The sequence below is a fragment of the Saccharothrix obliqua genome (assembly GCF_019375475.1).
GTDB classification, from domain to species: domain Bacteria; phylum Actinomycetota; class Actinomycetes; order Mycobacteriales; family Pseudonocardiaceae; genus Actinosynnema; species Actinosynnema obliqua.
On record NZ_JAHXGQ010000001.1, the window covers coordinates 743502 to 764075 of the forward strand.

Here is a 20574-nt window from a genome sequence, read left to right on the forward strand (position 1 = left end):
GCATTATCCACCCTTTCGAGTGATAGCGCCCGGTGTGGATCGGGCCCGGAATTGTCGTACCCCGCCGGCAGGCTCGATCACATGCCGATCAACCTGCTGTTTCCACCCCGTTGCGCCGGGTGCCGGGCGGAGGGCGCGAGCTGCTGCGCGCGGTGCCTCGCCGCGTTCGGCGCGCCGAGACGGGTCGACGTGCCCGGCAAAGGGCCGCCCGTGTTCGCGCTCGCCGATTACCGCGGGCCCGGCGGCGCACTCGTGCTCGCGTTGAAGGAGCGCGGGCGGCGCGACCTCGTGCCGGTCTTCGGGGCGTTGGTGGCGGCGGCCGTGCCGAAACTGCCGCGGCGCTATCCGGGCGAGTTCCGGGAATGGCGGCTGGTGCCCGTGCCGTCACGCCGCGCAGCCGCCCGGCGGCGTGGTGGCTCCCACCTGGTGGGAATCGTCCGGCGTGCGGGCCTGCCGGTGGCGTGCGCACTGGCGTTCGGGCCCGGCGTGGCGGACTCGGTCGGGCTGGGCGCGGCGGCGCGGCGGGCGAACCTCGCGGGCCGGGTGCGGCTCGTGCCGGGCGGCCTGCCACCGCCGGGTGCGGCCGTGGTGCTGCTGGATGACGTGGTCACGACCGGTGCGACGGCATCGGCGTGCGTTTCGGCGTTGAAGATCGGTGGTTTCCGGGTACCCGCCGTCCTGACGCTGACGACGGCGCGCCGCACCCACCCACACGAGTGATTCCGGTCGGGAACCCGGAGGCGCGTTCGGGCGTTGGCCGGATATGAGGCGCGATCGGACGCTGTTCGGCCCAGTCACCACGCCGACGACCACCGGCACGGTGCTGAGCCGTTCGGGTGAGCTTCCGCTCGCGTCGCGCTCCGGTGCGCCCTCCTGGGGCACCGCCGGTGCCGGATTTCCGTCGCTCTGCGTCACGGCCGGAAAATCATGGATTTCCCCCGCCTCGGGGGCTGTCGCAGCGGCGAATACCGGGCTAACGTGCACCGCAATCAGCGTTCCCGGCACGCGGGGAGGAGGCGAACAGCCCATGACCCTGGCACCGGTCGAGCGCTGAGGACATCCCTCGGCGACAAACCCGCGAAGGCGATCGCGGGACCGGTGTCGCAACGATCCGAAAGCCATTGCTCGCAGCAACGCGAGGGAGGTCGTGTATGGACATCGTCGTTAAGGGCCGCAACGTAGAGGTGCCCGATCACTACCGGGTGCTCGTCACCGAGAAGCTGGCCCGGCTGGAGCGGTACGACCGCAAGGTCATCCGTTTTGACGTGGAGCTTTTCCACGAGCCGAACCGCAGGCAGTCGAAGAACTGCCAGCGGGTGGAGATCACGGGGAAGGGACGTGGCCCGGTGGTCCGCTCGGAAGCGTGCGCGGGCGATTTCTACGCCGCCCTGGACTCCGCGATCACGAAGCTCGAAAACCGGCTGCGCCGCGTCCACGACCGCAGGCGGGTGCACCACGGGCGCCGCGGTCCGAGGTCGGTGGCGGAGGCGACCAGCGGGTTGCCGCCGGTCGTGGCCGAGCACGACGGGCAGGCGCAGGGCATGTGGTTGGGCCACACCGCGGTGCTCGAAGCGGACGCCGAGCCGACCCGCGAGGGTGTGGCGGAAGTCCCCGCCCAGGGCCGTTGGGACACCGACGACGAGGAGTACCGGCCCGGCCAGATCGTGCGCGAGAAGGAGCACACGGCCAAGCCGATGACCGTGGACCAGGCCCTCTACGAGATGGAGCTGGTCGGCCACGACTTCTATTTGTTCTCCGACGCGGACTGCGGACGTCCCAGCGTCGTCTACCGCCGAAAGGGCTTCGACTACGGCGTGATCAGGCTGGCGTGACCAGGCAGGCGTGACCCACCCACCCTGACCAACCAGCCCCACCAACCTCCGCGGCCCCGGCACCCCTCGCCGGGGCCGCCCCTCTCCGCCCGTCCGGCACCCCGCCGGACCGTCCCCTCATCGCCACGGGCACCGGGCCCACCCGCTTCCCCACCTCGCGACCGGGATCGCCGACCAGGGCGGCACGCGACACCCCGGACCCGGTGCCCACCCCGCGCTGCCCCAGCCCGCCGCCGGCCACCCACCCGCTGCCGGCCGCCTACCCGCCGCTGGCCGCCTACCCGCCGCTGGCCGCCTACCCGCCGCTGGCCGCCTACCCGCCGCTGGCCGCCTACCCGCCGCTGGCCACCCGTCCGCCGCTGGCCACCCGTCCGCCGCTGGCCACCCGTCCGCCGCTGGCCACCCGTCCGCCGCTGGCCACCCGTCCACCGCTGGCCGCCTACCCGCCGCCGGCCACCCGCCCGCTGCCAGGCACCCGCCCGCTGCCAGGCACCCGCCCGCCGCTGGGCACCCGCCCGCCGCTGGGCACCCGCCCGCTGCCCGGCACCTACCCGCCGCCGGGCACCCACCCGCCGCCGATCAGCCGGCCGCCCGTGCGCCCCGCCGGCGCGCGCCTCTCCGGTCCGCCGGCGGTGCCGACCCGCGCCGCCCTCCCCGCCGGCTGCCGCCCCGCCCCCGCGGGCGCGACGCGCCGATAGCGTGCCGAAATCACCTGAACTCCCACCGGGGGAGCGAACCCCGAAGTCACCGCCCGAAGTCATCGCCCCCACGGCCCCGGACGGGGCGCGGCAGGGGGTCGGGCGTTCGGCGGAACGGGGGGTGGGCGGGCGGGTGGAGCGCGGTGTTCCGCACCCCTTCCTACCTGTGTCTGTGCACACACCTTCACGACTTGCCTACGATGGCGGGTGGTGTGGGCTCGTCATGGCCGTGGCGAGCCGGTGGAAGGCGCTCGCCCGCGGGCGCGTCGCGATGAGGTAATGAGGTCGACCCGAGATGGTGCTGTCCCGACTGCTCCGCGCCGGCGAAGGCAAGATGCTCAAGCGCCTGCGCAACATCGCAGCGCACATCAACAGCCTCGAAGACGATGTCGTCGACCTCTCCGACGCGGAGCTGCGCCAGAAAACCACGGAGTTCAAGAAGCGCTACGCCGAGGGCGAGAGCCTCGACGAGCTGCTGCCCGAGGCGTTCACGGTGGTCCGCGAGGGCGCCAAGCGCACCCTCGGCCAGCGCCACTTCGACGTCCAGCTCATGGGCGGCGCGGCGCTGCACCTCGGGCAGATCGCCGAGATGCGCACCGGTGAGGGCAAGACGCTGACCTCCGTGCTGCCCGCCTACCTGAACGCGATCGCCGGCGAGGGCGTCCACGTCGTCACCACCAACGACTACCTCGCCAAGCGCGACGCGGAGTGGATGGGCCGCATCCACCGCTTCCTCGGCCTCACGGTCGGCGTGATCCTCGCCGAGATGACGCCCGAGGAGCGCCGCAACGCGTACTACGCCGACATCACCTACGGCACGAACAACGAGTTCGGCTTCGACTACCTCCGCGACAACATGGCGTGGAGCCTGGACGAGACCGTCCAGCGCGGCCACTTCTTCGCGATCGTCGACGAGGTCGACTCGATCCTCATCGACGAGGCCCGCACCCCGCTGATCATCTCCGGCCCGGCGGACCAGTCGTCCCGCTGGTACGTCGAGTTCGCGCGCCTGTCCACGCGGATGAAGCGCGACGTGCACTACGAGGTGGACGAGCGCAAGCGCACCATCGGCGTCTCCGAGCAGGGCGTCCAGTTCGTGGAGGACCAGCTCGGCATCGACAACCTGTACGACTCCACGAACACGCCGCTGGTCGGGTACCTCCAGAACTCGATCAAGGCCAAGGAGCTGTTCACGAAGGACAAGGACTACATCGTCCGCAACGGCGAGGTCCTGATCGTGGACGAGTTCACCGGCCGCGTGCTCGCCGGCCGCCGCTACAACGAGGGGATGCACCAGGCGATCGAGGCGAAGGAGGGCGTGGAGATCAAGGCCGAGAACCAGACGCTGGCCACGATCACCCTCCAGAACTACTTCCGCCTCTACAAGAAGCTCGGCGGCATGACCGGTACCGCCGAGACCGAGGCCGCCGAGTTCCACCAGACCTACAAGCTGGGCGTGGTGCCCATCCCCACCAACCGGCCGATGCAGCGGCGCGACGAGGCGGACCTGGTCTACAAGACCGAGGAGGCCAAGTTCCTCGCCGTCGCGGAGGACATCGTCGAGCGCCACGAGAAGGGCCAGCCGGTCCTGGTCGGCACGACCAGCGTCGAGCGCTCCGAGTACCTGTCCAAACTGCTGGTGCAGAAGAACGTGCCGCACGAGGTGCTGAACGCGAAGCACCACGACCGCGAGGCGCTGATCATCGCGAAGGCGGGCCGCAAGGGCGCCGTCACGGTCGCGACCAACATGGCGGGCCGCGGCACCGACATCGTGCTGGGCGGCAACCCGGACATCATCGCCGACCAGGAGCTGCGTGAACGCGGCCTGGACCCGGTGGCGACGCCCGACGAGTACGAGGCCGCCTGGGCGAAGCTCATCGAAGAGGTCACCACCGAGGTCAAGGCCGAGGCGGAGGACGTCCGCAAGGCGGGCGGCCTCTACGTGCTGGGCACCGAGCGCCACGAGTCGCGGCGCATCGACAACCAGCTGCGCGGTCGCTCGGGCCGCCAGGGCGACCCCGGCGAGTCGCGGTTCTACCTGTCGTTGAAGGACGAGCTGATGCGCCGCTTCAACGCCACCATGGTCGAGAACGTGATGACCCGGCTGCGGGTGCCGGACGACGTGCCGATCGAGCACAAGATGGTCACCCGCGCCATCCGGTCCGCGCAGACCCAGGTCGAGCAGCAGAACTTCGAGATCCGCAAGAACGTCCTCAAGTACGACGAGGTCATGAACGAGCAGCGCAAGGTGATCTACGCCGAGCGCCACCGCGTGCTGGCCGGCGAGGACCTGCGCGACCAGGTCGAGCACATGATCACCAGCGTGGTCGGCGACTACGTGGACGGCGCGACCGCCGACGGCTACGCCGAGGACTGGGACCTGGACCAGCTGTGGACGGCGCTCAAGACGCTGTACCCGATCACCCTGGACCACAAGGAACTGCTCGAGGCCGACGACGAGGACCTCACCAAGGAGTCCCTGAAGGCGAAGCTCCAGGCGGACGCGCTGGCCGCGTACGAGGCCCGCGAGGCCGAGATCGACGGCCGGGTGGGTCCGGGCGCGATGCGCGAGCTGGAGCGCCGCGTGCTGCTGTCCGTGCTGGACCGCAAGTGGCGCGAGCACCTGTACGAGATGGACTACCTGAAGGAAGGCATCGGCCTGCGCGCCATGGCGCAGCGCGACCCGCTGATCGAGTACCAGCGGGAGGGCTTCGACATGTTCAACGGGATGCTCGACGCCCTGCGCGAGGAGTGCGTCGGCTTCCTGTTCAACCTCCAGGTGGAGGCCGCCGAGCCGGAGCCCGCGCCGGAACCCCCGGTGCAGGTGTCCATCGCGGCGGGCGCGGGTCCGCTGACCGGCAGCCGGGCGCGGGCGCGTGCCGCCGCCGCGGCGGCCAACCAGGACGCCAAGCCCCAGGACGCCCGGCCGCAGGACGCGGCGCCCGCCGGGCCGGCGCTGGCGCAGCTCTCCAGCGGCAACGCCATCCCGCCCGCGCTGCGCGGCAAGGGCCTCGACCAGCGGGGCGGCCAGCAGGGCCTGACCTACAGCGGCCCGTCGGAGAGCGGTGACGCGGAGACGTCCGACGACGGCAAGCCGCAGCGCGCGGGCCAGCCGGGCGGGACCCGCAAGGAGCGCCGCGCCGCGGCCCGCGCCCAGGAGAAGGCCAACCGCAAGGGCGGCAAGCAGCAGTAGCCGACCGTTCACGCGCCCGACCGCCGCCGGATCCCGTTCGGGGTCCGGCGGTGTCGTCTCCGGGACCCGCCGGTCACCGCGCCCGGCCCGGTCGGGTTGTTCTCCGGCGCGGTGGGGTCGTGTTTTCCGGCGGTGGTTTGTCTGGTGAATTCCCGGTGCGGCGGAGGTGCGCGTGCGCGGATTGGTGTTGGACTTCGGCGGCGTGCTGACCGATCTCGGGGACGATTTCGCCGCACCCGAACCGCCGTTGCTGACGGCCGTCCGGGAAGTGCGTCGGCACGGTGTGCGCACGGCGATCCTGTCCAACGCGGACGGCCTGTGGTCGCCGCCGCGGGAGTGGGACGGCCTGTTCGACGCCGTCGTCACGTCCGGTGAGGCCGGTGTCGCCAAGCCGGACGCGCGGGTGTACCTGCTGGTCGCCGCGCGGCTCGACGTCGCACCCGCCGACTGCGCGTTCGTCGACGACCTCGCGGTCAACGTCCGCGGCGCGGCGGCCGTCGGGATGGTCGGCGTGCACCACCGGTCGGTGCCCGCCACCATCGCGGAACTCGAAGTGCTGTTCGACATCCCCCTGGCGAGCTAATGCGGTGACCTTCCGCTGTGGTTCACCACTCGTGCGGTGAATTGCCGGTGCACCTTCGCGGCGCGTACGTTCGAATGGTTCGGAAATCCCCAAAAGGAACCGGGCAGGGCATTTCGGAGGTTCCGCGTCTTCGGGCCGGCGGAGCGGTTCGGGTGACGGTGTGCGGGTGGATCCGGTCGGGGTCGCGGCAGGGTCGCGGCACCGGGTCCCCACCGCCGGTGGCGGGACCCCGGGTAGGGCCGGCGCGGGGCGCGGCACGGCGGCGACCACCTTCGTCGCGCGGGCACGCCGCGAGAGCCGGTCCGCGGTGAAGCGGCGCGGGTGTCGGAGCGGCCCTCCGGCGCTCGCGCCGCACGCCGAGGCGGGGCGGGCCGGGGGTGGTGAGCGCGAGGGGCACCCCGGGCCGCTGGGGGTCCGGGAGCGGGTGGCGCGCTCGGCCGGCGGTGCCGGGCGGGCCGGCCCGCCGGGCTCAGCCCAGCGAGCGGCGGACCACCTCGAAGCACAGGACCGCCGCGGCGCTCGCCACGTTCAGCGACTCGACACCCGCCGCCATCGGGATGGACAGCCACCCGGTCACGTGTGGCCGCACGTCGTCCGAGATGCCCTCGGTCTCCCCGCCCAGCACGTAGACCGCGCGGTCCGGCAGGTCGGCCGAGTAGACGGTCTCCCGCGCGCCCGCGTCCAACGCGTACACCGGGTACCCGGCGGCACGCAGGTCGGCCGCCGCCTCGCCCGCCGTGGCGCACTTCAGGACCGGCGCGCGGAACGCCACGCCGGCGGACGCCTTCACCACCAGCGGGTCGATCGACGCCACGCCCCGGCGCGGCAGCACGATCCCGTCCATCCCGGCGGCGGTCGCGGTGCGGAGGATCATGCCCACGTTCGCGGGCGTGGTGATGCCGTCCAGCAGCAGCACGCGGCGCGGCCGGGCGGCCAGGCCGTGCGCCAGGGGCAGCATCCGCGGCGCGACCACGTCGGCCAGCACGCCCTGGTCGTGCCGCCCGTTGCCGGCCAGCACCTTCACCCGCTGCGCGGACGCCCGCCGCACCTCGACGCCGCGCCGGTGCGCCGCCTCGATGATCTCCCGCGCCGCCGGGCCGCGCGCACCCTCGGCGAGCAGCACCTTGTCCACTTCCAACCGGGGGTCGTCGAGCGCTTCGAGCACGGGCTTGCGGCCGTACACGGTGACGAACCGGTCCTTGGGCGAGATGTCCACCCGGTGATTCTCCCCCGAGCAGAGGAACGGTCGTCTTTAGCACCCGTTTGGGGCTTGTTTCCCGGCGATCAAGCATGATGATCGTCACATGACACCGCGCGACGAGGCGCACCGTCTGCTGGCCCGCGGCCGGGAGTCGGACGTCTACCTGCGTCCGGACGGGCTGCTGCTCAAGCGCAGCCGCGCCGGGCGGGACCTGGAGCCCGAAGCGGCCCTCATGCGGTACCTGCACGCGCGCGGCCTGCCGGTGCCCCGGGTGCACGACGCGGCAGGCCGCGACCTGGTCATGGAGTACGTCCCCGGCCCGCGCATGTCGCAGGAGCTGGACGCGAAACCGTGGCGCGCGGGCGCGCTCGGCCGCGAGCTGGCCCGCCTGCACCGCAGCCTGGACGACGTGCGCGCGCCGGGGTTCCTGCCCGGTGACGGCCGCCTGCTGCACCTGGACCTGCACCCCGGCAACGTCGTGCTCGGCCCCGCCGGCCCGGTGGTGGTGGACTGGGCGTCGGCCCAGCGCGGCGACCGCCGGGTGGACGTGGCGCTGAGCTGGCTCGCCATCGCCGTCGCACCGCTGAGACCGGTCAAGCGCCTGGTCCGCTCACGCCTGGTGCGCGGTTTCCTGGCCGGCGCGGACCGCGGTGTCCGCCGCGCCATGCCCGCCGCCGCCGAGATCCGGCTCGCCCGGCACGCCCGTGACCCGGTCGAGGTCGACGCCGTGCGCAGGCTGGTGGCGAGCTGTAGCGACTAGCCTGGCGACATGCCCGACCGCCTGTCCGCGCTCGACGCCTCGTTCCTGTACCTGGAGGACTCCACGACGCCGATGCACGTCGGGGGCGTCGCGGTGTTCCGCCGGCCGAAGGCGGGCTTCGACTACGACCGGCTGGTCGACCTGATCGAGGAGCGGCTGTCGCTGGTGCCCCGCTACCGGCAGAAGGTGGTGCCCGTGCCGGGCAGGCTCGCCCGCCCCGTCTGGGTGGACGACCAGGACTTCGACGTCACCTACCACGTGCGGCGCTCCGCCCTGCCCAAACCCGGCCACGACGGTCAGCTGCACGAACTCGTGGCGCGCCTGATGTCCCGGCCGCTGGACCACAGCCGCCCGCTGTGGGAGGTGTACCTGGTGGAGGGCCTGGCCCGGAACCGGACCGCGGTGATCACCAAGACCCACCAGGCGGTCGTCGACGGCATCGGCGCGCCCGAGATCGGCCAGGTCGTGCTGGACCCGACGCCCGCGCCCGGCCCGCCCTCGGCGGCGCTGTGGATGCCGCGGCCCGCGCCGACCGGCCTGCAACTGGTCGCCGACGCGGTCGCCGAGGCCGTGCAGCGACCCGGCGAGCTGGTGGAGAACGTCCGCAGCGCCACCATGGACACCGTCGCCACGGTCCGCAAGGTCACCGGCGCGCTCGGCGGACTCGCGTCGGCCCTGCGCACCGCCGCCACCCCCGCGCCGGTCAGCCCGCTCAACGTCCGCATCTCGCCGCAGCGGCGGTTCGCGGTCACCCGCACGCGCCTGGACGAGTTCCGCGCCATCCGCCGCGCCCACGGCGGCACCGTCAACGACGGGGTGCTCGCGGTGCTCTCTGGCGCGCTGCGCACCTGGCTGCTGTCGCGCGGGGAGGTGGTGACCGCGCAGACGACCATGCGCGCCATGACCCCGATGTCCGTGCGCGACGGTGGTCCCGGGGGCGGCCAGGTGGCCGCGTACCTGGTGGACCTGCCGGTCGGCGAACCCAACCCGGTGGTGCGGCTGCACCACGTGAGCCACGCGATGCGCGCGCACCAGGAGTCCGGCCAGCAGGTCGCCGCGCAGACCCTCGTGCGGTTCTCCGGATTCGCGCCGCCCACCCTGCACGCGCTGGGCGCGCGGGCCGCCAGCTCGTTCTCGCGGCGGCTGTTCAACGTGGTGGTGACGAACGTGCCCGGTCCCCAGGTGCCGCTGTACGCGGCGGGGGCGAAGATGATCGAGATGTTCCCGGTCGTGCCGCTGGCGAAGAACCAGGCGCTCTCGATCGGCGTCACCTCGTACGACGGTGGTGTGTACTTCGGCCTGAACGCCGACCGGGACGCGATGTCCGATGTGGACGTGCTCGCGGCGATGGTCGAGGAGTCTGTGGAGGAACTGATGGGAACGGTGTCTCAATGAGGGTGTTTCTCCCGGCGACCGTCGCGATGCTGCGCGACCTCGTGGAGCGCGGCGAGTTCACGCCGGTCGGCGGCACGGGTTTCGCGTTGACGCCGGCGTTGCGCGAGTCCTACGCGACCGGCGACTCCGAGGAGCTGGAGTATTCGGCGATGCTGGACGCGGCCCGCGCGTCGTTGCGGCTGCTCGCGCACGACGACAAGCCCGTGCCGCGCCGCGCGGTGGTCGCGGCCGACGTGGAGGACGCGAGGCTGCGGCCGGACCTGGACTTCTCCGTGGTCAAGGTGACCGGGACCGTGCCGATGAAGCTCATCGCCGCGATCCACCTGGACACCTCCGACGCCGAGGACGCGGTCCGGGAGGCGGCGGAGGTCGTCGACGCGGCCGACCTCGGGGACCCGGACGCCGAGTTCGCGCTGGGCGAGGCCGAGGACCACGAGCTGGCGTGGTACGCGCCGCAGGAGCTGCCGTTCGTGCTGGAGCTGATGTAGCGGCGGGGTGGGGCTTCGCGCGGCGTCACATGCCCGGAGCCGGTTCCCACAGCTCGATGCGGTTGCCCTCCGGGTCCACGATCCACCCGAACCTGCCGAACTCCGAGTCCTCGGTCTGCGGCAGCACCTCGACGCCCCGCTCGCGCAGCCCCGCCAGCAGCGCGGGCAGGTCGTCGACGCGCAGGTTCAGCATCGCCCGCTGCCCCGGCTCGCCGAAGTAGTCGGTGTCGTGGGCGAACAACGCGAACGTCGTCGTCTCCGCCGCTTCCCAGTGGAACGTCACCGCGCCGCGGTCGTTCATCTGCACGCCGAGCTGCGCCCGGTACCACTCCGCCAGCCGCACCGGGTTGCGGGCGCGGAGGAAGACGCCGCCGATGCCGGTCACTTTCGCCACGGCTGCGCACCGTACTACCGCGTGCCACCATGGCGGCATGGACGCGGTCACCGAAGTGCCCGGCCCGGTCAACGAGCCCGTTCGGACCTACGCGCCCGGCAGCCCGGAGCGCGACTCCCTCCGCCGTCGCATCGCGGAACTCGAAGGCGTGCGGCACGAGCTGACCACCACCGTCGACGGCAGGCAGCGGATGGCGGGCGGCGACCGCGTCGAGGTGGTCCAGCCGCACGACCACCGGCACGTCCTCGGCGTCACCGCGCAGGCCACCCGCGAGGACGTCGCCGACGCCGTGCGCGCCGCCCGCCGCGCCGCGCCGGGTTGGGCGGAGCTGCCGTTCGACGTGCGTGCCGCGATCCTGCTCAAGGCGGCCGACCTGCTCGCCGGGCCGTGGCGGGACACGCTGAACGCCGCGACCGTCCTCGGCCAGTCGAAGTCCGTGCAGCAGGCCGAGATCGACTCGGCGTGCGAGCTGATCGACTTCCTGCGGTTCAACGCGCACTTCGCGCGGCGGCTGCTCGCGGAGCAACCGGAGTCCGGCCCCGGCGCGTGGAACCGGTTCGACCACCGCCCGCTGGACGGGTTCGTCGTCGCCATCACGCCGTTCAACTTCACGGCCATCGCCGGCAACCTGCCGCTCGCGCCCGTGCTGATGGGGAACGCGGTGGTGTGGAAGCCGTCGCCGACGCAGCAACTCGCGGCACACCACACGATGCGGTTGCTGGAAGCGGCCGGGTTGCCGCCGGGCGTGGTCAACATGGTCACCGGCGACGGCGCGGCCGTGTCCGAGGTGGCGTTGGCCGACCCGGACTTCGCCGGACTCCACTTCACCGGGTCCACCAGGACGTTCAAAGCGTTGTGGCGCACCATGGCGGGGAACCTGGACCGGTACCGGTCGTACCCGCGGATCGTGGGCGAGACCGGCGGCAAGGACTTCGTCGTCGCGCACGCGTCGGCCGACCCGGCGGCACTGGTCACCGGTCTGGTGCGGGGCGCGTTCGAGTACCAGGGCCAGAAGTGCTCGGCGGCGTCCCGCGCGTACGTGGCGCGGTCGGTGTGGGCGAAGATCCGCGACGAGCTGGCGGACGCGACCCGTTCCCTGTCGTACGGCGACGTGACGGACTTCCGCCACTTCGGCGGTGCGGTGATCGACGCGCGGGCGTACGCCCGGCACGAGGCGGTGCTGACCGGTGCCCGCGAGTGGGCCGGGGTCGAGGTGCTGGCGGGGGGCTCCTGTTCGGACGAGGTCGGGTACTTCGTGGAGCCCACGGTGCTCGTCGGCGACGACCCGCGGCACGAGATGTTCACCACCGAATACTTCGGACCGATCCTCTCGGTGCACGTGTACGAGGACGGGGACTACGCGTCGGTGCTGGAGCTTGTGGACGATTCGACGCCGTACGCGTTGACCGGCGCGGTGTTCGCCACCGAGCGGGCGGCCGTGGAGCAGGCGGCGCGGGCGTTGCGGTCGGCGGCCGGGAATTTCTACGTCAACGACAAGCCGACCGGTGCGGTGGTGGGGCAGCAGCCGTTCGGGGGTGGGCGTTCGTCCGGGACCAACGACAAGGCGGGGTCGATCTTCAACCTGCAACGGTGGGTCAGCTCGCGGACGATCAAGGAGACCTTCGTGCCGCCGACGGGGGTCGGGTATCCGCACATGGGGTGAGGCTCCTGGCGGTGCCCGGTTCTTGGCTGGTGCCCGGTGTGGCTGGTGCCTGCTTTGTGGTGGTACCCCGCTTTGTGCTGTGCCTGCTGTGTGGTGTACCCCGCTTTGTGGCTGGACTCCTCAGTCGTACTCCTCGAGTTTCCCCCGGGACTCCAACAACCGCCGCAACGACGCCAACCGCCCCGGAGAAGCCTCCCCGGACGTGACCAACTCGTCCAACATGCAGTCGGGGTCCTCCGGAGCGCCCAGGTGGCCGCACCCCGGCGGGCACTCCTCCGCCATCGCCTTCATGTCGGGGAACGCCGCCACGATGTCGTCCGGCGTGATGTGCGCCAGCCCGAACGACCGGATGCCGGGCGTGTCCACCGCCCACCCGCCCTCGGGCAGCGGCAGCGCGACGGCCTGCGTGGACGTGTGCCTGCCCTTCCCGACGCCGCTCACCACGCCGACCGCCCGGTTCGCGTCCGGCACGAGCCGGTTCACCAGCGTGGACTTGCCCACCCCCGAGTGCCCGATCAACGCGGACAGCCGGTGCACCAGCCGCTCGCGCAGCTCCGCCGGGTCCACGTCGGACCGCGTGACGACCACGGGCAGGTCGAGTTCGGCGTACGCCGACACCAGCTCGTCGGCGGGCGCGAGGTCCGACTTGGTAAGGCACAGCAGGGGCTCCAGGCCACCGGCGTACGCGGCGACCAGGCACCGGTCGATGAAACCCCGCCGCGGCTGCGGGTCGGCCAGCGCCGACACGATCACCAGCTGCTCGGCGTTGGCCACCACGACCCGCTCGAACGGGTCGGTGTCGTCGGCGGTGCGGCGGAGCACCGACCGCCGCTCGTTCACCCGCACGATCCGCGCCAGCGCGTCCGGGTTGCCCGACGTGTCGCCGACCAACCCGATCTGGTCGCCGACCACGACCGGTGTGCGCCCCAGCTCACGCGCACGCATCGCGGTCACCAACCGGCCGGGGTCGTCCTCGACCGCGCACGTCCACCGCCCCCGGTCCACCGCGACGACCATCGCGGGCACGGCGTCGGCGTGCTCCGGCCGCCGCTTGCTGCGCGGGCGCGTGCCCTTGCCGGGCCGCACCCGCACGTCGGACTCGTCCATCCGCCGCCAGTCGCGGGCCACGGTCAACGCGCTCCGAGCATCGCGGACCACATCCCCGGGAAGTCGGGGATCGTCTTGGTGGTGGACCCGATGTCGTCCACCGCCACGTCGGGCACCGCCAACCCGATGATCGCGCCGGCGGTGGCCATGCGGTGATCGGCGTAGGCGCGCCACGTCCCGCCGTGCAGCGGGCGCGGGGTGATGACGAGGCCGTCGTCGGTCTCGGCGGCGTCACCGCCGAGGCGGTTGATCTCGGCGGCCAGCGCGGCGATGCGGTCCGTCTCGTGGCCCCGGATGTGCGCCACCCCCCGGATGCGGGTGGGGCTGTCGGCGAGCGCGGCGAGCGCGGCGATGGTGGGCGTCAGCTCGCTCTCGTCACGCAGGTCGACGTCCAGGCCGTGCAACGCGGCCGGGCCGGTGACGGTGAGGCCGGCGGACGTGTGCGTCACGGTGCAACCCATGCGCTCGAAGATGCCCCGGACCGCCACGCCGGGCTGCGTGGTGGTCGAGGGCCAGCCGGGGATGGTGACCTCGCCCGCGGTGACCGCCGCGGCGGCGAGGAACGGCGTGGCGTTCGACAGGTCCGGCTCCACGTGCCACTCGCGGGCGGCGATCGGGCCCGGGGAGACCTGCCACGTGTCGGGAGAGGAGTCGTCCACCTCGACCCCGGCCTCGCGGAGCATGGCCACGGTCATCTCGATGTGCGGCAGCGACGGCACGGGCTTCCCGTCGTGCACGACGGTCACCCCGCCCTCGTACCGCGCGCCGGACAGCAGCAGGCCCGAGACGAACTGGGACGACGCCGAGGCGTCGATGACCACCTTGCCGCCGGGCAGCCCGCCCTTGCCGTGCAGCGTGAACGGCAGCGCGTCGCCGTCGACGGACGCGCCCAGCGCGCGCAGCGCGTTCAGGATCGTGCCCATCGGCCGGACCCGCGCGTGCTCGTCGCCATCGAACACGACGTCACCCACGGCGAGCGCGGCGGCGGGCGGCAGGAACCGCATCACGGTGCCCGCGAGCCCGCAGTCCACCGCCGCCGGACCACGCAGCGGGTTCGGCGTCACCAGCCACGACCCGTCCGGGCCGTCCGCCACGTCCACGCCGAGCGACCGCAGCGCCGCGACCATGAGCGTGGTGTCGCGGCTGCGCAGCGGTGCGTGCAGCGCGGACGGCCCGTCCGCCAGCGCGGCGAGGACCAGGGCGCGGTTCGTGATCGACTTGGAGCCGGGCACGGGTACGGTCGCGTGCACGGGGCCGTCGGCGACGGGAGCGGGCCACTGCGGAGTCATGGCCCGATGATCCCGCATGGGCGAGTTCGCGGCTCGCACCGGTGGTACCCACGTGCGACGATGGCGAATCGGAGGTGATCGGTTTTGTGCGGCAGGTACGCCTCCACCAAGAACCCGGCGCTGCTGGCGGCCGAGTTCGACGCGGTGGACGCCACCGGGGACGACGCGCCGGGCCCGGACTACAACGTGGCGCCCACCAAGTCGGTGGTCGCGGTCGTCGAGCGCCACCCGAGGGACGAAGAGGGCAACGCCGACCCGGACGTCGTGGAGCGCAGCCTGCGCGTGATGCGCTGGGGGCTGGTGCCGCACTGGGCCAAGGACCTGTCCGGCGCGGCCAAGATGATCAACGCCCGGTCGGAGTCGGTGCTCGACAAGCCCGCCTACCGCGATTCCGCCGCCAAGCGCCGGTGCATCATCCCGGCCGACGGCTGGTACGAGTGGCAGCCCGGCGAAGGCCGCAAGCAGCCGTACTTCATCAACCCCGGGGACGGGTCCAGCCTCGCCATGGCGGGTATCTGGTCGGTGTGGTGGCAGCAGAACGGCGACGAGCGGACCCCGGTCATCACGTGCGCGGTGCTGACCGCGGACGCGATCGGCGAGATGACCCAGGTCCACCACCGGATGCCGCTGGTGCTGCCGGAGGACCGGTGGGCGGCGTGGCTCGACCCGGACCTGACCGATCCCAAGGACCTCCTCGCGCCGGACCTGGACCTGGTGAACTCGTTCGAGCTGCGCCCGGTGTCGATGAAGGTCAACAGCATCCGGAACAACGACCCGACGCTGCTGGACCGGGTGCCGCTGGCCGAGGAGGAGAAGCCCGAACCGACGTTGTTCGAGTTGTCCTGAGGGATGTGGTGCTGGTGCTTGGGTCGGGTGGTCCGGGATGACCGTCACGGAGGTCGAGACACCGCACGGTCCCGCGCGGGCTGAACTGCACTGCGCGTCGGAGGGACGCGCGGGGCTGCTGCTGGGCCACGGGGCGGGCGGCGGGATCGCCGCGCCCGACCTGGTCGCCGCAACCCGCGCGGCCGTCGACGCGGGCGTGCACGTGGCGCTCGTGGAGCAGCCCTACCGCGTGGCCGGCCGTCGTGCGCCCGCACCCGCCAAGCAGTTGGACGCGGCGTGGCTGTCCGTCGCCGAAGACCTCGGCGCGCGGTGGTTCGAAGGGCTCCCGCTGGTGTTCGGCGGCCGGTCGTCCGGGGCGCGGGTCGCGTGCCGGACGGCGGGGGAGGGGCTGGCGGTGGCGGTGCTGTGCCTGGCGTTCCCCGTCCACCCGCCGGGCAAGCCGGACCGCAGCCGCGTGCCCGAGCTGGACGCCGTGGACGTGCCGGTGCTCGTCGTGCAGGGCGAGAAGGACCCGTTCGGCCGGCCCGCCGCCGCGCACCGCCGGGAGGTGGAGGTGCTGCCCGGCGACCACAACCTGAAAGCGGATCTCGAAGGTGTGCGGCGGGCGGTGGGGGAGTGGCTGGAGCGGATCCTCCGGCCGATGGACGCGGAGTGATCAGGTGAGTCTGGCCACCACCGCGTTGGTCAGCCGGACGAGGTCGGCGGGGTTCAACTCGACCTCCAGCCCGCGCCGCCCCGCGGAGCAGTAGATCGTCCCGTGGTCCTCGGCGGACGCGTCGAGGGCGAGGGGGAGCCGCTTCTTCTGGCCCAACGGCGAGATGCCGCCCGCCACGTACCCGGTGGCCCGCTCGGCCGCCGTGACGTCCGCCATCCGCGCCTTCTTGCCACCGAGCGCCGCGGCGAGGGCCTTGAGGTCGAGCTGCCCCGTGACGGGAACCACGCCGACGGCCAACCGGCCGTCCACCTCGGCCACCAACGTCTTGAACACCCGATCGGGTGAGATACCGAGCGCCTCCGCGGCCTCCAGCCCGTACGACTCGTGTCGCGGGTCGTGGTCGTAGGAGTGCAGCTTGTGCGCCACCTTTTGCTTGTCCAGCAACGCCGTGGCAGGCGTTCCACGTCCGGCCATGATCGCGGACTCTAGTCGGGGGAATGTCGCGCGTGGAGTTTGCGTTGACGGTGGACGTGGCAACCGAGGTGATGGAACAGCAGGTCAGCAGGCCCGGAGTGACCCGTCCGCCCCGTGGTTCGGCTCACTGCCGGCCGGGTGACCGGCGCGTATCCTCGAACGCGTCCCCAACAGCTTCGTCCACCGCCACGCGGTGGGAAGGGAGCGCGGTGCCAGCCACGCGAACGCAGGACTTGCCGACGGACGAGACGACGGCCGAACGAGCGACGCGCTTCGAGCGCGACGCCATGCCGATGCTCGACCAGCTCTACTCGGCCGCCCTGCGGATGACCCGCAACCCCGCAGACGCCGAGGACCTGGTCCAGGAGACCTACCTCAAGGCGTACGCGGCTTTCGCGTCCTTCTCGCAGGGCACGAACCTCAAAGCCTGGCTGTACCGCATCCTGACGAACACGTACATCAACGGGTACCGCAAGAAGCAGCGCCAGCCGTTGCAGCAGCCGACCGACGAGATCACCGACTGGCAGTTGGCCCAGGCCGAGAGCCACACGTCGACCGGCCTGCGCTCCGCCGAGATGGACGCGATGGACCGGCTGCCCGACTCGGACGTCAAGGAAGCCCTCCAGCGGCTGCCCGAGGAGTTCCGGATCGCGGTGTACCTGGCGGACGTCGAAGGCTTCGCCTACAAGGAGATCGCAGACATCATGGGTACCCCGATCGGCACCGTGATGTCCCGGTTGCACCGGGGCCGTCGGCAGTTGCGCGAGCAGTTGGCCGACGTGGCGCGTGAGCGCGGGTTCCTCCGCGGTTCGGAGGTGGCGGGTCGATGAGCTGCGGTGAACCGCACGAGACGGATTGCTCCGAGGTGCTGGCCGAGGTGTGGCTGTACCTCGACCACGAATGTGACGACCGGCGCAAAGAACTGCTCCAGACGCACCTGGACGAGTGCCACCCGTGCTTGGAGCAGTACGGGCTCGAAGAGCACCTGAAGGCGTTGCTCGCGAAGAAGTGCGGTGGTGAGCACGCGCCGGAGGAGTTGAAGCGGCGGCTCCGGGCTCGGATCTACCAGCAGACCACCGTGGAGATCACCGAGGTCGAAGTCACCTCGGAGTGACGCTGGGGTCCGGCCGCCTTGCCGGGCTTCTTCGCCCGGGTGAACTGCTGAACGCTTGCCCGGGGTGAACTGCTGAACGTTTGCCCAGGTGAACTGCTGAACGCTCGCCGCTGGGCAGACCGCCAAGGAGAACTGTCAAAGCGCCGTCGTGTTCTCCCCGTATGACCTGGTCAAGACAACCACCCTCGTTCCCCGGGCGCAAACGAAAAGCGTGTTTGCACCCAGGGAACGAGCGCGGTTCGCTGGCGCGCAGGCCATACGGGGAGAACACGACGGGAGGCGTGGAGTGCGCCGAAGGCGTGGAGTGCGCCGAAGGCGCGAAGTGGGCCGAAGGCGCGAAGGTCCTCAAGGTCTTGAAGGTTCCCCCGCCCCGAAACTTTCAGGGAGCCTGCCTGATAGTTAGCGTCCTGCCGGGCCGCCGTGTTCGTCGCGTCGGGCCGCTGTCTGCGCCGCGTTGGGCCGCTGTCTTCCCCGCGCGGGCAGAGGTGGCCCTGGAAGCTCCCGCCCTGAAACTTTCAGGGAGCCTGCCTGATAGTTAGCGCTCTGCCGACCGCCGTGTTCCTCGCGCCGACGGGGCGGTCCGGGCGCGTTCCTGCTGTGCGGACAGCTCCTGGGCGTCGTAAGTAGTGCCCCTTCGAGCGCGATTGCGGGTCCCAACTCGCGCGAAGGCCGTCCTGAGCGGGTGCTCTGGACGGCCTTCGCGGGTGTGCCTGGCGCTTGTCAGGCGTTGGGGCGCTTCCCGTGGTTGGCGCCGCCCTTCTTGCGGTCGCGGCGCTTGCGGGCACGCTTCGACATGGGGTTCTCCTAGTGCTCAGATTGCTTCCCCCCAGTGTGGCACGCCGCTCGTCGCAGTTGGCGAGGGGTACGGGCGTGGTTGGATGGAGGGCCGTTGGATGCGAGTCGGGAGGGTGTTCAGGGTGGGTATTGGTGGTGGCGTAGCTGTCCACGCTCACTGATCTGCTCGCCGAGCACAGCAAGCTGTCCGGCGTCGAGGTCGACCACCTCCAGCAGGTGGTCGCCGAGTGGCAGTTGCTGTCCGACCTGAGCTTCGCCGACTTCCTGATGTGGGTGCCGCTGGACGACTCCTCGTTCATGTGCGTCGCCCAGGCCCGGCCCACGACGGCGCCCACCGCGCACCCCGAGGACGTGGTGGGCAGCACGGTCGACGTGGACGAGCACCCGCAGTTGCGGCGGGCCGTGGTGGAGGCCCGGATCTGCCGCGAGGAGGACCCGCGCTGGCACCTGGGCGTCCCCGTGCGGCGCGAGGCGATTCCCGTTCGGCTGGGCGACTCGGTCATCGCCGTGCTGAGCCGGAACACTAACCTGGCCGTCCCGCGGGTGCCCAGCCCGCTGGAGATCTCCTACCTGGGCAGTGCCGCCGACCTGTGCCAGATGATCGCGGACGGCACGTTCCCCACCAGCGAGCCCTCACCCGACGTGCACACCAGCCCGCGGGTCGGGGACGGGTTGATCCGGCTGGACGCCTCCGGCGCGGTGGTGTTCGCCAGCCCCAACGCGTTGAGCGCCTACCACCGGATGGGCCACGCGTCCGACCTCGTCGGCGTGCACCTGGCACCGCTGACGCGGTCGCTCATCGGGGACCCGTTCGACGCGACCGAGGTCGCCCAGCGCATCAGGTCCGCGTTGGACGGCCGGGCCGGCATGAGGATCGAGGCGGAGTCGCGGCGGGGAGCCGCGGTGCTCTTCCGGGCGCTCCCGCTGCGACCGCGGGGCAGTGCGGCCGGCGCGCTGGTGCTGTGCCGGGACGTCACCGAGGTGCGCCGCCGCGACCGGGCGCTGATGTCCAAGGACGCCACGATCCGGGAGATCCACCACCGGGTCAAGAACAACCTCCAGACCGTCGCGGCGCTGTTGCGGTTGCAGAGCAGGCGCACCTCGTCCGAGGAGGCGCGCGAGGCGTTGGCCGAGTCGGTCCGGCGCGTCACGTCGATCGCCCTGGTGCACGAGACGCTGTCGATGTCGGTGGACGAACGCGTCGACCTGGACGGCGTGGTGGACAAGGTCATCCCGATGATGTCCGACGTGGCCGCCCCCGACTCGCAGGTCGTGGTGCGCCGGGAAGGGCGCTTCGGGGTCGTGCCGGCCGAACTGGCGACGCCGCTGGTGATGGTGCTGACCGAACTGGTGCAGAACGCCTTCGAGCACGCCTACCCGGCGGGCGAGCAGGGTGAGGTCGTCGTGCGGGCCGAGCGCTCGGCCAAGTGGCTGGACGTGGTGATCTCCGACGACGGCCGGGGACTCCCGCCGGGCTTCTCGCTCGAACGCACGGAGAGGCTCGGCCTCCAGATCGTCCGCACCCTGGTCGAGTCGGAACTCAGGGGCAGTTTGAGCTTGCGGAGGAGGCCCCGAGGCGGTACTGAGGCGGTCCTGCGCGTGCCCCTCAGGGCACGGCGTTAAACTAACCCCCGTGCACACGTGACGACCTACCTCAGCGGAGTCACGTGGTCATGCGGGAGGGTGTGCAACAAGACGAAGGGCCCGACACCTGGCACGGTGTCGGGCCCTTCGTGTGCGTTATGCGCGGCGACGCTCAGGCGTTGCTGCGAGCCCTGGTGCGGGCGTTGCGACGCTTGAGGGCGCGGCGCTCGTCTTCGCTCATCCCGCCCCACACACCGGCGTCCTGCCCGCTCTCCAAAGCCCACGCGAGGCAGTCGGAGACGACAGGACAACGGCGGCAGACGGTCTTCGCCTCGGCGATCTGGAGAAGCGCGGGACCGCTGTTCCCTACGGGGAAGAACAGCTCGGGGTCCTCGTCGCGGCAGATCGCGCGGTGGCGCCAGTCCATTGGAACTACTCCTCAGCTAGGCGCGCGCGTAGGCGCGCCGGTCGTCAGCGGTCGGTTTTTGGGGTGCTTGTGAATG

The 20574-nt window shown here is 72.0% G+C and carries 21 protein-coding genes; 14 read left to right on the forward strand and 7 right to left on the reverse strand.

The genetic code is table 11. The annotated features are described in order from the left end of the window. Positions 1-81: 81 nt before the first annotated feature. From KZQ38_RS03715 to KZQ38_RS03735, 5 genes are all read left to right on the forward strand, one after another. Positions 82-720 carry a ComF family protein gene (locus tag KZQ38_RS03715; protein ID WP_219438342.1) on the forward strand — a complete coding sequence of 213 codons (639 nt, stop codon included), beginning with the start codon at positions 82-84 and terminating at the stop codon, positions 718-720. Between the two features lie 431 nt (positions 721-1151). Further along, the gene (gene hpf, locus KZQ38_RS03720) at positions 1152-1832 is read left to right on the forward strand and encodes a ribosome hibernation-promoting factor, HPF/YfiA family (protein WP_219438344.1); all 681 of its coding nucleotides are present in this window, start codon (positions 1152-1154) and stop codon (positions 1830-1832) included. A gap of 203 nt (positions 1833-2035) precedes the next feature. After that, positions 2036-2530: a hypothetical protein gene (locus tag KZQ38_RS03725; protein WP_219438346.1), complete on the forward strand. Its 495-nt coding sequence runs from the start codon at positions 2036-2038 to the stop codon at positions 2528-2530. Positions 2531-2825: 295 nt separating this feature from the next. Beyond that, positions 2826-5723 (forward strand): preprotein translocase subunit SecA, encoded by a 2898-nt coding sequence (secA, locus tag KZQ38_RS03730; RefSeq protein ID WP_219438348.1) that lies wholly within the window; start codon positions 2826-2828, stop codon positions 5721-5723. Positions 5724-5895: 172 nt separating this feature from the next. Continuing rightward, positions 5896-6306 (forward strand): HAD-IA family hydrolase, encoded by a 411-nt coding sequence (locus tag KZQ38_RS03735; RefSeq protein ID WP_372452202.1) that lies wholly within the window; start codon positions 5896-5898, stop codon positions 6304-6306. Positions 6307-6775: 469 nt separating this feature from the next. On the opposite strand, the gene KZQ38_RS03740 is transcribed toward KZQ38_RS03735, so the two are convergent. Further along, the gene (locus KZQ38_RS03740) at positions 6776-7522 is read right to left on the reverse strand and encodes a TrmH family RNA methyltransferase (protein WP_219438353.1); all 747 of its coding nucleotides are present in this window, start codon (positions 7520-7522) and stop codon (positions 6776-6778) included. A gap of 88 nt (positions 7523-7610) precedes the next feature. Between KZQ38_RS03740 and KZQ38_RS03745 the strand changes: the two genes are divergently transcribed. Genes KZQ38_RS03745 through KZQ38_RS03755 form a run of 3 tightly spaced genes read left to right on the forward strand, consistent with a single transcriptional unit; the run spans position 7611 to position 10150 of the window. Further along, a complete protein-coding gene (locus KZQ38_RS03745) occupies positions 7611-8267 on the forward strand; it encodes a phosphotransferase (protein ID WP_219438355.1) in 657 nt (218 codons plus the stop codon). 9 nt (positions 8268-8276) lie between these two features. Further along, a complete protein-coding gene (locus KZQ38_RS03750) occupies positions 8277-9662 on the forward strand; it encodes a WS/DGAT/MGAT family O-acyltransferase (RefSeq protein WP_219438357.1) in 1386 nt (461 codons plus the stop codon). After that, positions 9659-10150, forward strand: coding sequence for a DUF6912 family protein (locus KZQ38_RS03755; RefSeq protein WP_219438359.1), 492 nt, complete (start codon positions 9659-9661; stop codon positions 10148-10150). The genes KZQ38_RS03750 and KZQ38_RS03755 overlap by 4 nt, the downstream gene beginning before the upstream one ends. 25 nt (positions 10151-10175) lie before the next feature. On the opposite strand, the gene KZQ38_RS03760 is transcribed toward KZQ38_RS03755, so the two are convergent. After that, positions 10176-10544 carry a VOC family protein gene (locus KZQ38_RS03760; RefSeq protein ID WP_308258222.1) on the reverse strand — a complete coding sequence of 123 codons (369 nt, stop codon included), beginning with the start codon at positions 10542-10544 and terminating at the stop codon, positions 10176-10178. Between the two features lie 37 nt (positions 10545-10581). Here KZQ38_RS03760 and pruA point away from each other — a divergent pair, with 37 nt between their 5' ends. Next, entirely contained in the window at positions 10582-12207 is a 1626-nt protein-coding gene (gene pruA, locus KZQ38_RS03765) for an L-glutamate gamma-semialdehyde dehydrogenase (RefSeq protein WP_219438364.1), read from the forward strand. Between the two features lie 120 nt (positions 12208-12327). Here the strand turns inward: pruA and rsgA are convergent, their stop codons facing one another. Both rsgA and aroA read right to left on the reverse strand, forming a co-directional pair. Further along, positions 12328-13335 carry a ribosome small subunit-dependent GTPase A gene (gene rsgA / locus KZQ38_RS03770; protein WP_308258263.1) on the reverse strand — a complete coding sequence of 336 codons (1008 nt, stop codon included), beginning with the start codon at positions 13333-13335 and terminating at the stop codon, positions 12328-12330. Positions 13336-13337: 2 nt separating this feature from the next. Further along, a complete protein-coding gene (aroA, locus tag KZQ38_RS03775; RefSeq protein WP_219438366.1) occupies positions 13338-14603 on the reverse strand; it encodes a 3-phosphoshikimate 1-carboxyvinyltransferase in 1266 nt (421 codons plus the stop codon). Between the two features lie 84 nt (positions 14604-14687). On the opposite strand from aroA, the gene KZQ38_RS03780 reads away from it, so the two are divergent. Together KZQ38_RS03780 and KZQ38_RS03785 are read left to right on the forward strand one after the other, a co-directional pair. Next, positions 14688-15449: an SOS response-associated peptidase gene (locus tag KZQ38_RS03780; RefSeq protein ID WP_219438368.1), complete on the forward strand. Its 762-nt coding sequence runs from the start codon at positions 14688-14690 to the stop codon at positions 15447-15449. Between the two features lie 37 nt (positions 15450-15486). Next, on the forward strand, positions 15487-16104 hold the full coding sequence (locus KZQ38_RS03785; RefSeq protein WP_219438370.1) for an alpha/beta hydrolase family protein: 618 nt from the start codon (positions 15487-15489) through the stop codon (positions 16102-16104). On the opposite strand, the gene ybaK is transcribed toward KZQ38_RS03785, so the two are convergent. After that, positions 16105-16578, reverse strand: coding sequence for a Cys-tRNA(Pro) deacylase (ybaK, locus tag KZQ38_RS03790; RefSeq protein ID WP_219438372.1), 474 nt, complete (start codon positions 16576-16578; stop codon positions 16105-16107). Positions 16579-16787: 209 nt separating this feature from the next. Here ybaK and KZQ38_RS03795 point away from each other — a divergent pair, with 209 nt between their 5' ends. Together KZQ38_RS03795 and rsrA are read left to right on the forward strand one after the other, a co-directional pair. After that, positions 16788-17408, forward strand: a complete 621-nt coding sequence (locus tag KZQ38_RS03795; RefSeq protein ID WP_219438374.1) for a sigma-70 family RNA polymerase sigma factor — start codon at positions 16788-16790, stop codon at positions 17406-17408. Continuing rightward, the gene (gene rsrA, locus KZQ38_RS03800) at positions 17405-17692 is read left to right on the forward strand and encodes a mycothiol system anti-sigma-R factor (protein ID WP_219438376.1); all 288 of its coding nucleotides are present in this window, start codon (positions 17405-17407) and stop codon (positions 17690-17692) included. The genes KZQ38_RS03795 and rsrA overlap by 4 nt, the downstream gene beginning before the upstream one ends. A 720-nt stretch (positions 17693-18412) precedes the next feature. Here rsrA and KZQ38_RS37450 read toward each other — a convergent pair. Next, positions 18413-18487 (reverse strand): 50S ribosomal protein bL37, encoded by a 75-nt coding sequence (locus KZQ38_RS37450; RefSeq protein ID WP_096498094.1) that lies wholly within the window; start codon positions 18485-18487, stop codon positions 18413-18415. 144 nt (positions 18488-18631) lie between these two features. On the opposite strand from KZQ38_RS37450, the gene KZQ38_RS03805 reads away from it, so the two are divergent. Then, positions 18632-20110 (forward strand): sensor histidine kinase, encoded by a 1479-nt coding sequence (locus KZQ38_RS03805; protein WP_219439349.1) that lies wholly within the window; start codon positions 18632-18634, stop codon positions 20108-20110. Positions 20111-20243: 133 nt separating this feature from the next. On the opposite strand, the gene KZQ38_RS03810 is transcribed toward KZQ38_RS03805, so the two are convergent. Then, a complete protein-coding gene (locus tag KZQ38_RS03810; protein ID WP_015104912.1) occupies positions 20244-20498 on the reverse strand; it encodes a WhiB family transcriptional regulator in 255 nt (84 codons plus the stop codon). Between the last annotated feature and the right edge of the window lie 76 nt (positions 20499-20574).